At 73.2% G+C, this 13,127-nt stretch carries 11 protein-coding genes; 5 read left to right on the top strand and 6 right to left on the bottom strand.

Annotation, left to right across the window (positions count from 1 at the left end; all coding sequences use genetic code 11):
- Nucleotides 1-56 precede the first annotated feature (56 nt).
- Nucleotides 57-677: a glutathione S-transferase gene (locus tag KHC27_RS11710; protein ID WP_213339230.1), complete on the bottom strand. Its 621-nt coding sequence runs from the start codon at nucleotides 675-677 to the stop codon at nucleotides 57-59.
- A gap of 250 nt (nucleotides 678-927) precedes the next feature.
- Here KHC27_RS11710 and KHC27_RS11705 point away from each other — a divergent pair, with 250 nt between their 5' ends.
- The 5 genes from KHC27_RS11705 (at nucleotide 928) to KHC27_RS11685 (ending at nucleotide 6,917) form a co-directional block, all read left to right on the top strand.
- Nucleotides 928-1,521 (top strand): hypothetical protein, encoded by a 594-nt coding sequence (locus KHC27_RS11705; protein WP_213339228.1) that lies wholly within the window; start codon nucleotides 928-930, stop codon nucleotides 1,519-1,521.
- A 249-nt stretch (nucleotides 1,522-1,770) separates the two neighbouring features.
- Nucleotides 1,771-3,030, top strand: a complete 1,260-nt coding sequence (locus KHC27_RS11700; RefSeq protein WP_213339226.1) for a nickel/cobalt efflux transporter — start codon at nucleotides 1,771-1,773, stop codon at nucleotides 3,028-3,030.
- A 95-nt stretch (nucleotides 3,031-3,125) separates the two neighbouring features.
- The gene (locus KHC27_RS11695) at nucleotides 3,126-4,385 is read left to right on the top strand and encodes an Hsp70 family protein (RefSeq protein WP_213339223.1); all 1,260 of its coding nucleotides are present in this window, start codon (nucleotides 3,126-3,128) and stop codon (nucleotides 4,383-4,385) included.
- Nucleotides 4,386-4,503: 118 nt separating this feature from the next.
- Nucleotides 4,504-5,148: a hypothetical protein gene (locus KHC27_RS11690; RefSeq protein ID WP_213339221.1), complete on the top strand. Its 645-nt coding sequence runs from the start codon at nucleotides 4,504-4,506 to the stop codon at nucleotides 5,146-5,148.
- A 347-nt stretch (nucleotides 5,149-5,495) separates the two neighbouring features.
- Nucleotides 5,496-6,917: a PQQ-dependent sugar dehydrogenase gene (locus KHC27_RS11685; RefSeq protein ID WP_213339219.1), complete on the top strand. Its 1,422-nt coding sequence runs from the start codon at nucleotides 5,496-5,498 to the stop codon at nucleotides 6,915-6,917.
- 312 nt (nucleotides 6,918-7,229) lie between these two features.
- On the opposite strand, the gene KHC27_RS11680 is transcribed toward KHC27_RS11685, so the two are convergent.
- The 5 genes from KHC27_RS11680 to coxB are packed head-to-tail and all read right to left on the bottom strand — an operon-like array spanning nucleotide 7,230 to nucleotide 12,909.
- Complete coding sequence (locus tag KHC27_RS11680; RefSeq protein ID WP_213339217.1) at nucleotides 7,230-8,393, bottom strand: c-type cytochrome; 1,164 nt, start codon at nucleotides 8,391-8,393, stop codon at nucleotides 7,230-7,232.
- Nucleotides 8,390-9,055, bottom strand: coding sequence for a cytochrome c oxidase assembly protein (locus KHC27_RS11675; protein ID WP_213339215.1), 666 nt, complete (start codon nucleotides 9,053-9,055; stop codon nucleotides 8,390-8,392). The genes KHC27_RS11680 and KHC27_RS11675 overlap by 4 nt, the downstream gene beginning before the upstream one ends.
- Nucleotides 9,055-9,420 carry a hypothetical protein gene (locus tag KHC27_RS11670; RefSeq protein WP_213339213.1) on the bottom strand — a complete coding sequence of 122 codons (366 nt, stop codon included), beginning with the start codon at nucleotides 9,418-9,420 and terminating at the stop codon, nucleotides 9,055-9,057. Before KHC27_RS11670 ends, KHC27_RS11675 begins: the two co-directional genes overlap by 1 nt.
- Before the next feature lie 10 nt (nucleotides 9,421-9,430).
- Nucleotides 9,431-11,959, bottom strand: coding sequence for a cytochrome c oxidase subunit I (gene ctaD, locus KHC27_RS11665; protein ID WP_213339212.1), 2,529 nt, complete (start codon nucleotides 11,957-11,959; stop codon nucleotides 9,431-9,433).
- Nucleotides 11,956-12,909, bottom strand: coding sequence for a cytochrome c oxidase subunit II (gene coxB, locus KHC27_RS11660; protein ID WP_343210898.1), 954 nt, complete (start codon nucleotides 12,907-12,909; stop codon nucleotides 11,956-11,958). The genes ctaD and coxB overlap by 4 nt, the downstream gene beginning before the upstream one ends.
- Nucleotides 12,910-13,127 lie beyond the last annotated feature (218 nt).

Raw genomic sequence — 13,127 nt, 5'->3', positions numbered from 1 at the left:
ACCCGCCGACCCGCCGACCCGCCGACCCGCCGACCCGCCGACCCGCCGACCCGCCGTCAGCCGCGCCGCTCGTGCGGGCGGGTCGCCGCCATGGCGGGGCGGGCGTCGAAGGCGGCGAACCACGGCGCGAGGCCGGGGTGGCGGCCGCGCCAGTCGAGGTCGGGAAAGCGGAAGTCGAGATAGCCCAGCGCGCAGCCGAAGGTGATGGTGCCGATGCTGGGGGCCTCCGGCAGCTCCGGCACCAGCGCCTCCATCCGCGCCAGCGCCCCGGCGATCTTGCCGAGCTGGATGTCGCGCCAGCCCTCCCAGCGCAGCGGCTCCGGCCGCAGGGTCGCCTCGTAGCGCGCCGCCAGCGCGGCGTCGAGCAGCCCGTCGCCGAGCGCCTGCTGGGTCAGGGCCGCCCAGCGCGCCGGGCCGGCGGCGGGGAACAGCCCGGGCGCCCCGCCGAGCCCCGCGAGGTATTCGCAGATCACCGGGCTGTCATAGAGCGCGGTGCCGTCCGCCAGCTCCAGCACCGGGATCTTGCCGAGCGGGTTGGCGTCCGTCAGCGCGGGGTCGCGCTGCAGCGGGCTCGCCGGGTTGAACACGGTCTCGATCGCGTCGGCGAGCCCGCTCTCATGGGCGACCACCATCACCTTGCGCACGAAAGGGGAGGTCGGGGCGTGGATCAGGCGCATGGCGGGTCTCCGGGGTGTGTGTCGTGGATCGGCGGACAGGGGGTGGGACGGGGCGTTGTCGGCGGCCGCTTATGCCGTTCCGTGGCGGCTTGTTTGACGCCACTCCCGTGTGAAGACAAGGCCGCCGAGAGCGCTCATCATGTCGTGTAAAAATGATAACAACGAGCCTGCCCGCCACTGCGGGTGGCAGACCGTGCCATGTGTTACGATCCGGTCCAAGGATTGCAATACGATGATTCGGTGGGCGGTCATGAGCGACGACGTCATGAGTCGGTTCTTCATCAATCGCGCGGAATTGCCTCCTCTTTTTCCGACGCACAAGCATTCACCGGATTTTTGGGAGCAGCTCGGCAGGACTGTCGCCTCTTTTGGTTTTCTCGAGGAAACCCTCGGCAGGGCTATCTACGCTCTGACCGGGACCCGGCGCTGCAATCTGAAGGAATTCGAGGCCGGGTATAAGGCCTGGTCTTCTCAGCTTGATCTGGCCCTGACCGGTAAACTTGGTCAACTTGCTGATTCTTTCGGCAGGGCGGCGCGGAAAAATCCGGAAAACGTCACCGAAAATGTCGATGAGATTGTAGAGCACATCAAGGCGGCCGCCCGCTTTCGCAACGTGCTTTGTCACGGTTCGTGGCGACCGCCCGACGAGCGCGGGGCATCGGTTCCGTTTTTTGTGCCTTATAATAAGGATGGACCGAAGGAAATATTTGATACCCCCATCGACTCGGAAGACCTGAAGCAGGTTCAGGCGAATGTTACCGAGATCATTTGTAGCATCATGGACACTGTGACTGCTATGGGTTGGCAATTTCCCGGCAGTTCAGGTCCGGGGAAGCTGATCTAGCCTGCCATGGCGGAGCTGTGAGATCGCGTGCGGAGGGGCTGGACGACCCCGGCATCTCTCGGCCTTCGGTCGGCAGCGGCCGCAAGAAGGACCCACAGCGCGTTCAAACTCTTGTTCCCTCCGGGCAACATTGACGCCCGCCGCCGGGCGCTCCCAAGGTGCGGCCGCCTGCCGCCTGCCGCCTGCCGCCTGCCGCCTGCCGCCTGCCGCTCGCGGGTGCGGCGCTGGCCGCAAGGGATGAGGAACCCGATGCCCAGCTTCGCCGAGCTGCTTCAGCAGGGTGCCGCCCATGCCTGGCTCTTCATTCCGAGCGCGATCCTGCTCGGCGCGCTGCACGGGCTGGAGCCCGGCCATTCCAAGACGCTGATGGCGGCGTTCATCGTCGCGGTGCGCGGCACCGTGGGGCAGGCGGTGCTGCTGGGGCTGGCCGCAACGGTGTCCCACACGGCGGTGGTCTGGGGCATCGCCCTCACCGGCATGTATCTGTGGCAGGGGCTCGACGTCGCGCAGGCCGAGCCCTGGCTGCAGATCGGCTCGGCGGTGATCATCCTTTCCATCGCCGGCTGGATGCTGTGGCGCACGGCGGCGGAGGCCCGCGCCGCGCACGATCACCACGATCACGACGCTCACGATCACCCCCACCCGGAGCCCGAGACGCGCGCGGTGGCGAGCGCAGGGGGGCGGCTCGTGCTCGAACTCCATGAAGACGCGTCCGGTGCGCGCTGGCGGCTGCGCCGGGCGGCAGGTCCGGCGCAGCCGGACGAGATAGCGCCGGGGGTGCCGGCGCAGCCGGACGAGATAGCGCCGGGGGTGCCGGCGCAGCCGGACGAGACGGCGCCGGGGGTGCCCGGCGGCGCGCCGGCGTGGCCGGGCTGGCCGGAGGTGCGGCTGGAGACCCGCCGGCCGGATGGTGCCCGGCAGGCCTTCGATTTCCAGCGGCACGGCGACCGTCTCGAATCGCGCGAGACGATCCCGGAGCCGCACGCCTTCGCCGTTCAGCTTACCCTTGGCAGCGGTGCCGCCGCCGAACGGCACGACCTTACCTTCACCGAGCCCGCCGACGGCCACCACCACGGCCACCACCACGGCCACGCCCATACCGAGGGACGGGAGATCGGCGACGGCGGCTGGCAGGACGCGCATGAGCGGGCCCATGCCGCCGATCTCCGCCGCCGCTTCGCCGGTGGGCAGGCCAGCACCGGGCAGATCGTGCTGTTCGGCCTCACCGGCGGGCTGATGCCGTGCCCGGCGGCGGTGACGGTGCTGCTGCTCTGCCTGCAGCTGCGCGCCTTCGCGCTGGGCAGCGTGCTGGTGCTGTGCTTTTCAATCGGCCTTGCCGTCACCATGGTGTCGGTCGGGGTGGTGGCGGCGCTCGGCGTGCGCCATGCCGGGGCGCGGTGGGCGTGGTTCGGCGGGCTGGCGCGGCGGGCGCCCTATGTGTCGGGCGTGCTCATCGCGCTGGTCGGGGTCTATGTCGGGGTGCAGGGCTTCCTCCACCTGCCGGCCTGAGACGCCGGGGGTGTTGATTTCCGCCGCCGGCCCGCGCCATTGCCGCCGCATTGCTGTATGAGACCGCGCTCCCCCACCCCCCGGGAGCGCTTCGGATGATCGCCTGCGGCCTCGATTTCGGCACCTCCAACACCACACTCGGCCTCGCCGGGGCGAATGGCCCGCGTCTCGCGGCGCTGGAGGGCGACGCCGTCACCGTGCCCAGCGCGCTGTTCTATGACCGCGACGGCCATGCCGAGATCGGCCGCGCCGCCATCGCCCGCTATGTCGACGGGCAGGACGGCCGGCTGCTGCGCTCCATCAAGTCGGTGCTCGGCAGCGCGCTGATCGAGGAGAAGACCCAGGTCGGCCGCAGCGCGATCGGCTTTCGCGAGGTGATCGCCGATTTTCTCCGCACGGTGAAAAGCCGGGCCGAGGCCGGCGAGGGCCGCGCCATCGAGGCGGTGGTGCTGGGCCGGCCGGTCTTTTTCGTCGACAATGACGCCGCCGCTAATGCCCGCGCCGAGGCGGTGCTGCGCGAGGTCGCCGCCACGGTCGGCTTCCGCGAGGTGTCGTGCCAGTTCGAGCCGATCGCCGCCGCCTTCGACTATGAGCAGCAGGTGCGGGCGGAAGAGATCGCGCTCATCGCCGATATCGGCGGCGGCACCTCGGATTTCTCGGTGGTGCGGCTGAGCCCGGAGCGCCACCGCGCGGCCGAGCGTGCCGCCGACATCCTCGCCAATGACGGCGTGCGGATCGGCGGCACCGATTTCGACCGCCATCTCAGCCTCGGCGAGCTGATGCCGCTGCTGGGCTACCGCAGCCCGATGAAGCGGCCCGGCCGCGACGTGCCGAGCGGCTATTTCCACGAGCTGGCGACCTGGTCGCGCATCAACCGGCTCTACACCGCCCGCACCCTGCGCGAACTGCAGGAGGTGCGCCGGGAGGCGGCCGAGCCGGAGCGGGTGGAACGCCTCATCCACGTGCTCGCCGAGCAGCGCGGCCACACCCTCGCCATGCAGGCGGAGGAGGCCAAGATCGCGCTCTCCTCGCGTCCCTCCACCACGGTCGATCTCGGCTGGTTGGAACCGGGGCTGGCGCGGGAGATCCTCGCCCCGGCGCTGGTGACCCACACCGCCGAGCTGGCGCGGCGCATCGCGGCGCGGGTGGAATCCTGCGTGCGCGCGGCGGGGCTCGGCCTTGCCGACATCGACGCGCTGTTCCTCACCGGCGGTTCCACCCGGCTGCCCCATGTCCGAGCCGCCATCGTCGCGGCGGCGCCGCAGGCCCGGCTGGTGGAGGGCGACACCTTCGGCTCGGTCGGCACCGGGCTCGCCATCGAGGCCGCCCGCCGCTACGGCGCCCGCGCCGCCTGAGGCCGGGCGAAACCTCCGGCGCGGAGCCGGCGGGCTTCCGCCGGGAAGGGAGCGGGCCGGAACGGGTCCGGCCGCGGCGCGTTGGCGCGTCGAGGTCCTGCGCGCAGGGAGCGTTCCGATGCCGAACCCGACCACCCGCCGCCACCATCACGCCGCCCGAAACCACGCCGCCGCCGCGCCGCTTATCGCGATGGCGCCCCGGCGCGGCGTTGCGCCGGCGGCGCTTCCCTCCACCCGGCACGGCGCCTTCCGGCTCCGGGCGGGAGAGGCCGGGCGGCGGCCGGCGCCGCTCACGGAAGCGCTCGGCCGGGCGACCCTGGCGGCGGCGGGCGTGCTGCTCGCGGTCGCGCTGGCGATCGGGCCGAGCCTCGCCCAGAGCGGTGGCGGGAGCGGCGGCAGCGGCACCGGCGGAGCGAGCGGCAGTGGTACCGGCGGCCCGACCGGCGCCGGCGCCACCGGCGGTTCCGGCCTCACCGCGCCGGACGCCGGCAACCCGGCGCTGCGCAACCCCTCCGCCAACACCCCGCGTCCCGGCCTCGCCACCCCGCCCGACGCCCCGGCGGTGCGGCGGCCCGACCCTGCGAATCCCGCTTCGCCCGGCGACATCGGCACCCCGCACACACCGGGCATGCCCGGCACCGGCGGCGCGGGCGACATCGGCACGCCCGGCCTGCCGGGAGCCGGCGGCGGCGCCACGCCGAGCGATCCGCCGGCCTGCGCCACGGCCGATTGCGGCACCCCCACCATCATGACGCCGCCCTGAGCGGCCACCGCATCCGCCGCGGCAAGGCCGGCGCCGGGCGCCTGCCGGCCCGGCCTCTGGGGACCGGGTGTCCTGCCCCGGGGTGGTTCCTGACGAGACGGGCTGCCGGGCCCGGGTCGTGAGTGCGGCCCGCCTCACCGGATTGTCAGACGGCATCGCGGCTCTTCCGGCCGGCCCTGGCGGAGAGGGCGGAACGCGCGGCGCGTTCGCGCCTTTCCCTATCGGGCGCCCCGGCTGCGGGCGACCCGGCCGCCGGCGCTCCCGCGCCGCCGGCCCTCGCCCCTCTCGGACCGGCCGGCTCTTCCGGTCATCACCGGACTCACCTCCGCATCAGGAGCATCACGATCATGCGCGCCATCCCACGTCCCCTCGGGGCGCCTGTCCGCCCCGTCCGCCGCCCCCCGCTTCGCCACGGCGGCGGCCTCGCGCTGGTCGGAGTCGCCGCGCTGCTGCTCGCCGGCTGCGGCGAGAGCGGGCCGACCCTGCCGGAATCCGCCGAATACGGCGCCAACCCCACCCTGCCCGAGCCGAAGGCGAGCTGGCTTCCCACCATCAAGGTCGCCGACGCGGTGGGCTGGCGGGACGGCGCGGCCCCGCGCCCGGCCGAGGGCTTCGCGGTCACCGCCTTCGCCCGCGACCTGAAGCACCCGCGCTGGCTCTACGAACTGCCCAATGGCGACGTCCTCGTCGCCGAGAGCGACGCCCCGCCCAAGCCCGAGGGGACGAGCGGGGGCCTGCGCGGCTGGGTGCAGGGGCTCTTCATGAAGAAGGCCGGCTCGCAGACCGAGAGCGCCAACCGCATCACCCTGCTGCGCGACGCCGATGGCGACGGGGTAGCGGAGACGAAGACCGTGTTCCTGTCCAACCTGTTCTCGCCCTTCGGCATGGCGCTGATCGGCGACCAGCTCTATGTCGCCAATGCCGATGCGGTGATGCGCTTTCCCTACACCGAGGGCGCGACCGGGATCACCGCCCCCGGCACCCGGCTCGCGGCGCTGCCGGCCGGGCGCAACCACCACTGGACCAAGAGCCTGCTCGCCAGCGCCGACGGCGCCCGGCTCTATGTCGGCGTCGGCTCCAACTCCAACGCCGCCGAGAACGGCATGGAGGAGGAGGAAAACCGCGCCGCCGTGCTGGAGATCGACGTCGCCAGCGGGGCGAGCCGGGTGTTCGCCGGCGGGCTGCGCAACCCGGTCGGCATCGACTGGAACCCCGCCAATGGCGAACTCTGGGTGTCGGTGAACGAGCGCGACGAGATCGGCAACCATCTGGTGCCGGACTACATGACCTCGGTGAAGGAGGGCGGCTTCTATGGCTGGCCCTATTCCTATTACGGATCGAACGTCGACGACCGGGTGAAGCCGCCGCGCCCCGAGCTGGTGGCGCGGGCGATCCGCCCGGACTACGCGCTGGGCGCCCACACCGCCTCGCTGGGCTTCACCTTTGTCGACAACCCCGCCTTCGGCGCGCGCTTCCAGGGCGGGGCGATCATCGGCCAGCACGGCTCGTGGAACCGTGAGCCGCCGGCGGGCTACCGGGTGATCTTCGTGCCGTTCGCCAATGGGCGGCCTTCCGGCATGCCGGAGGAACTGCTCACCGGCTTCCTCGACGGCGAGGGCAACGCGCAGGGCCGTCCGGTCGGGGTGCTGGTGGACCGGCGCGGCGGCCTGCTGGTGGCCGACGATGTCGGCAATGCGGTGTGGCGGGTGCGGGGGCAGACCCCGGCGGCGACCGCCCCGGCCGGGCCGGCGCCGTCCTCCGGCGGCTGACGCGCGCGGGTGGAGGCAAGCGGCTCACCGCCGCTTTCCCTTCCCCCGGGCCGGCTTTTCGGCGGCTCCCGGACAGGCCGCCTCCCGGTCGCAGCCCTGTCCCCGTGGTGTCGTATCGTCCGCTTTGCGTCGGCCGGAGCCCGCCCGTCGTCGCCGCTTCCGGCGCGGTGCCGCGCGGGGCTCTCCGCGCGCCGGAGAGGCGGCGCTCTCTGCGTCTTCGCGTGCCGCCTTGCCGTGCCGCCACGGGGCCGCGCCGGACCGCGCCGCCCGCCGCTTCCGGCGCCCGTGCCGGGGCGCGCCGGGCCTCGCCGGTCAGTCCGGCCGGGCGGCGGGCGCGGGACCCGCCGGCCGACCGGCATAGGCGGCGGCGTCCGCGTCGGTGGCCTGTTCCGGCAGGCGCCCGGCGATCACCTGCATCACCCGCTGGTAGGGCCCGCCGCCGCGCGCCTCCGCCTTCATCAGCCGGAGCTGATTGGCGAGATAGGCCGCGTCCTGGCCGCCGAGGCGGGGATAGGCCGGGTTGCGGGCGCTGGAGGGGCCGTGGCAGCCGGCACAGGCCGGCACGCCCTCGGCCGGCAGCCCGCGCGCGATGATCTCCAGCCCCCACGCGCCCGGGCCGGCGGCGGGGCCGCCGCCCCCTCCGGTTCCCGGCGCCGCCGTGGCGGTGGCCGGGCTCGCCGTCTCCGCGGCCGGCGGCGCCTCGCCGAGGCCCGGCAGGCCGGCGTAATAGCGGGCGAGGCGGGCGAGCTCGGCCTCCTCCAGCCCGTCGACGGCGAACTGCATGACGCCGCTCGCCCGCCGGCCGCTGGCGAAGGCGGCGAGGCTGGCGGCGAGATAGGCCTCGCTCTGCCCGGCCAGCACCGGGAAGGCGCCGCCGTCGCTGCCGCCGTCGCGCCCGTGGCAGCGCACGCAGCCGGCCAGCGCGGTGTCGGCGGTCGGCTCCGGCCCCTGCGGGCCGAGCGCGGCGCGGCGATAGGCGGCGTCGTCCATCGCCGGCAGCGCCTTCAGGAAGGCGACCATGTCCCACACCTCGTCTTCGCGGCCGAGCGCGATCCACGCCGGCATGCCGGTGTATTTCACCCCGTGGCGGACGATGCGGAACAGCTCGCGCGCGCCCCAGTGCTCGGCGACATGGGTGAGCGGGGGCGGCGGCGGCGTCATGCGGGCGGCGAGCAGCGGGGAGGGGCGTTCCGGCGCGCCATGGCAGAACACGCAGGCCGCTTCGAAATGGCCGGCGGCGCGGCGCACCCGCGCGGCCTCGTCGAGCCCGGCGGGCGGGGCCGGCTCCAGCAGCGCATAGGTGCGCACCGCGTTCCGCATCACCCAGTGCAGCGCGACATTGGTGACGGACCAGTGCCCGGACGAGGCGCCGATGTTCACCAGCCCCGCCCAGGCCACCAGCCCGCCGGCAAGGGCGAGGCCGGCGAGCCCATAAGCGAGGTGGCGCAGCCGGAGGCGACGGTCGAGCCCCTTCATCGCGCGGTCTCCCGGTCCGGTTCGGCGAACAGCACCCCCGCCATCAGCGCGACGCCGCCGGCGAGATAGACCGCGCCGCCCACCAGCAGCATCACGATGCCGCCCATCTGCTGGTCCGCCACCTGTTCCGCCACTTGTTCCGCCACCTGCGCGGCGGGGCCGGCGCCGTGCCCGCCATGGCCGTAGAGCGGCCGGCTGGCGAAGGCGATCAGCGCGCCGAGCAGGGTCATGTGCATGGAGGTGATCAGCAGGGCGAGCGCGCCGAGCAGCCGGCGGCCCTCCCGCTCCGCCGCGCCGAGGCAGGCGAGCCACAGCAGCAGCGCGGCGCCGAGGAAGCTCGCCTGTTCCAGCGCGAAGACCGCGCCGCTCGCCCGCGCCGCCTCGTGCAAGGCGGGCACGTGCCAGCTCCACACCGCGGCGAATTCCAGCATGGCGAGCGGCAGCGGCGCCAGCAGCGCGCCGTGGCGCGGGGTGGGGTCGAGCCGGCCGCCGGCAAGGCCCAGCGCCAGCAGCGGCGCCGCCAGCGCCACCACCCCCATATGCATCGCCATATGGGCGGTGAAGCCGTGATGCCCGGCGCCGCGCAGCGGCCCGGCCCACAGCAGGGCGAGCAGGGCGAGGCCGGCGAGGATGGCGGCCCGACGCCGCGTCCGTGCCGCCATCACCGGCAGTCCGACAGGAACACCGCCGGCAGGGCGCTGAACACCACCGCGACCGCGCTCAACCCGCACAGCAGCAGGGTGGCGAAGCCGAGGAAGCGCTGGCGGTCCTCGTCGGTGGGGGCGTCGTGCGGCGGTCGGTCGGCCCCCCTGCCCCAGTGCCGGTAGGCCTGCCTCCAGGCCAGCGCGATGAGGCCGAGGGCGAAGGCCGTCGCCACCCCGATCGCCACCCGCACCGGGCCGAGGGCGAACGGCGTCTCGCCGCAGGCCATCGCCGCCGCCACATAGGCGAACAGGAAGTGCAGCGCCCACACGGTGGGCGGCGTCAGCAGGGTCCAGAGAGTGGCGTCGTCGCGGCCATAGACCATCGCCGCCTCCTCAGCTCGCCAGGGGGAACAGCGCGACCACCGCCCCGGTGGTCAGCGCGGTGAGCGCGGCGAAGTGGCCGTAGAGCGTGACGTTGCGCAGGTCGATGTCGTGGGTCGGGGTCATTTTGCCGGCGAAGGAGCCGGCGAGGCAGTAGCCCTGCATCAGCACCCCCACCGCGTTGTGCACCGCCGCCCAGATGACCAGCACCCAGACGATGGCGTCATAGGCGTGGTGGGTGGGGTCGAGCCCGGTGCGCCAGGGGCCGAGCAGAAAGGCCGCCGCGCCCGCGAGGGAGAAGAGCATGGCGAGCGCCAGCGCGGCGCGGGCGCCCGCCACCCGGCCGGTGGCGTTGGCGGCGCGGGCGGCGAGCATCGCCCCCCAGCCGGCGAGGCCGGCCGCCACCGCGAGCAGCGGCCACAGCAGGCCCGGCCCTCCGGCATGGGCCGGGGGGAACACCGGGTGGATGGTCCAGTAGTAGAAATAGCCGAAGACGAGGCTGATGAAGGCGGTGCCGTCCCCGGTCATGGTGATGAACATCGCCCACCACCCCACCGAGGCGGCGCCGGAGGCATAAAGCGGCAGGGTGAGGCCCATGCCGGCGTCCTTTTCCGGCTTTTCCGGGATCACCGCGGTGCCGGTCCACAGCCACGCCAGTATGGCGCCGACCCCGGCGAGGCCGGAGAGGAGCGCGGCGATCCAGAAATGGAAGGTGCCGAGGATGAAGCAGCCGCCCACCAGCACCGCCGCCACCATCGGCCGGAAGCTGTCGCCGGGAACCCGCAGCACCTGGCGCGGCGTGGCGTCGAGCGGGTCGCTCACCAGCGTCTCGCGGCGGCCCTCGCGGGCGTCGGGCAGGTAGTAGGCGCCGGCGTCGATGCCCGCGAGCAGGCCCTCCTGCTGCCACAGCGGGTAGCGGCTGGAGACCGGCGGCACCGAGCGTATGCCCCACGGCTCGGTCGGGTCGCCCGCCACCCATTCCAGCGTGCCGGCGTTCCAGGGATTGCGCGGCGCCTTCGGCTTGCCCGGCCGCAGCACGTCCCACAGCAGCACCAGCACCCCCGCCGCCATGGTGAAGGCGCCGGCGGTGGAGACGAGGTTCAGCGTCTCCCAGCCGAGATTCTCGGGGTAGGTGAAGACCCTTCGCGGCATGCCGCGCAGGCCGGTGATGTGCATGGGCAGGAAGGCGATGTTGAAGCCGGCGAACATCAGCCAGAACGCCCAGCGCCCCAGCCGGGGCGAGAGCATGGTGCCGCAGACGAAGGGGTGGAAATAGTAGATGCCGGCCATGAGCGGGAAGAACATGCCCCCGATCAGGGTGTAGTGCAGGTGCGCCACCACGAAGTAGCTGTCATGGGCCTGCCAGTCGAACGGGGCCAGCGCCACCATCACCCCGGTGAGCCCGCCGAACACGAAGATGGCCAGCGCCCCGGTGGCGAACAGCATCGGCGTGCCGTAGACTGCGCGGCCCGCCAGCAGGGTGGCGACGAACACGAAGATCTGCACCCCGGTCGGGATCGCCACCGCTTCCGAGGCGGCGGAGAAGAAGCCCTGCGAGATCGCCGGCATCCCGATCGTGAACATGTGGTGGGCCCACAGGCCGAAGGAGAGGAAGCCGGTGCCCACCGCCGCCAGCACGATCCAGCCATAGCCGAGGATCGGCCGCCGGGCGAAGGTCGGCACGATCATCGCCAGCAGCGCGATGGACGGCAGGAAGATGATGTAGACCTCCGGGTGGCCGAAGATCCAGAACAGGTGCTGCCACAGCACCGGGTCGCCGCCCCGCGCCGCGTCGAAGAACGGCCAGTTCGCCAGCCGCTCCAGCTCGAACAGGATGTCGCCGGCGATCAGCGGGGGGAAGGCGAACAGGATCATGCCGCCCACGATCAGTACGTACCAGCCGTAGAGCGGCATCAGGTTGATGCGCATGCCGGGCGGCCGGCATTTCAGCACGCCGACGATCAGCTCCACCGCCGCGGCGATGGAGGCGATCTCGATGAAGGAGAGGCCGAGCAGCCAGATGTCGGTGCCGATGCCCGACAGCCGGGTGTCGGTGGTGAGCGGCGGGTACATGAACCAGCCGCCATCGGGCGCCGCGCCAAAGAAGATGGAGCCGGAGACGAAGCAGCCGCCGATCAGGAAGCACCAGTAGCCGAAGGCGGAGAGCCGCGGGAACGGCAGGTCCCGCGCCGCCAGCATCTGCGGCAGGATGAGGATGGCCACCGCCTCGAAGATCGGGACGGCGAACAGGAACATCATCACCGTGCCGTGCAGGGTGAAAAGCTGGTTGTAGGTGGCGGCGGAGACGAGGTCGTTCTCCGGCACCGCGAGCTGGGCCCGCATGATGAGCGCCAGCACCCCGGCGAAGAGGAAGAAGGCGAAGGCGGTGATGATGTACCAGAGCCCCACCACCTGGTTGTTGACGTTGGCGAAGTAGCGCCAGCCGCGCGACAGGTTCCACGCCGCGCGCAGCCGCTGGCGCTGGGCGGTGCGGCGGGCCTCGTCGCGGGCCGCGTCGCGGTCGAGGGTGGCGCCGCTCATTCGAGGCTCCCGAGATAGTCGGCAATGGCGGCGGCCTCGGCCGGCGGCAGCATGCCGAAGCCGGGCATGCGGGCGCCGGGCTTCAGCGTGTCGACCTCGGCGACGAAGCGCGCCCGCGAGGCGGCGTCGTTGGGCAGCAGGTCGGCGCCGAGGGAGAGCCGGCTGGCGAGATGGGTGAGGTCCGGCCCGATGGTGCCGGTGGCGGGCGTGCCGCGCACGGCGTGGCAGCCGCCGCAGCCATTGGCGAGGAAGGTCTCGTTCCCTGCCGGGCTCGCCTCCCGCGCCTGCTCCGCCAGCCAGGCGCGGAACGCCTCCGGCTCCATCACCACCACGGGAAAGGCCATGCGGGTGTGGGCGGGGCCGCAGAATTCGGCGCAGACGCCGCGAAAGGTGCCGGTGCGGGTGGCGCGCAGCGCCAGCCGGTTGCTGCGGCCGGGGATCATGTCGACCTTGCCGCCGAGCGCGGGAATCCAGAAGGAGTGGATGACGTCGGCCGCGTCGAGGCTGAATTCCACCCGCGCGCCCACCGGCACGCGCACCTCATTGGCGCTCACCACCGCCGGCCCGCCTTCGGGGCGGTAGGTCACGCGCCACCAGAACTGCTCACCCACCACCTCCACCCGCAGCTCGGCGGCGGGGTCGCGCAGCAGCGGCATCAGCCGCAGGCCATAGACCAGCAGGACGGACAGGATCAGGGTCGGCACCACCGCGCCGCCCCACAGCACCAGCCGCAGCCCGGCGCGCTCGCTGATCGGCCGCGTCTTGAACCGCAGCGCGAACACCGCCGCGCCGATGACCAGCGCCCAGATCACCGCCGCCCCGGCGAGCAGCACCCAGAACAGCCCGGCGATGGCCTCCGCCGCGTCGCCGGCCGGATCGAGCGCGGATTGCGGGCCGGAGCAGGCCGCCAGCGTGAGCGCGAGCGCCCCGGCGGCCGCGCGACGGGCCACGGCGACCCGGCCGGGCCTGCCGGCTGCGGCGGCGTGAACCGGCCTTCCCGTCAGCATGACGGAGCCGGGCCTGCCGGAGACAATGGCGCGGCAAGGCGCCGTGCGTGCTGCCACCTGTCCCCCGTTGCTGACCCAAGGTGATCCCGGTGGGGTAATGGGCGGGAGGGGGAGGGGTTCCCCCGGTTTCGTGCTGCCGCCCATCACGCCGGCGTGACGGG

This window comes from Ancylobacter lacus (genome assembly GCF_018390635.1).
In the GTDB taxonomy this organism is placed as follows: domain Bacteria; phylum Pseudomonadota; class Alphaproteobacteria; order Rhizobiales; family Xanthobacteraceae; genus Ancylobacter; species Ancylobacter lacus.
Note: the sequence above shows the minus strand (reverse complement) of the source record. Positions and strands in the feature narration are given on the sequence as shown.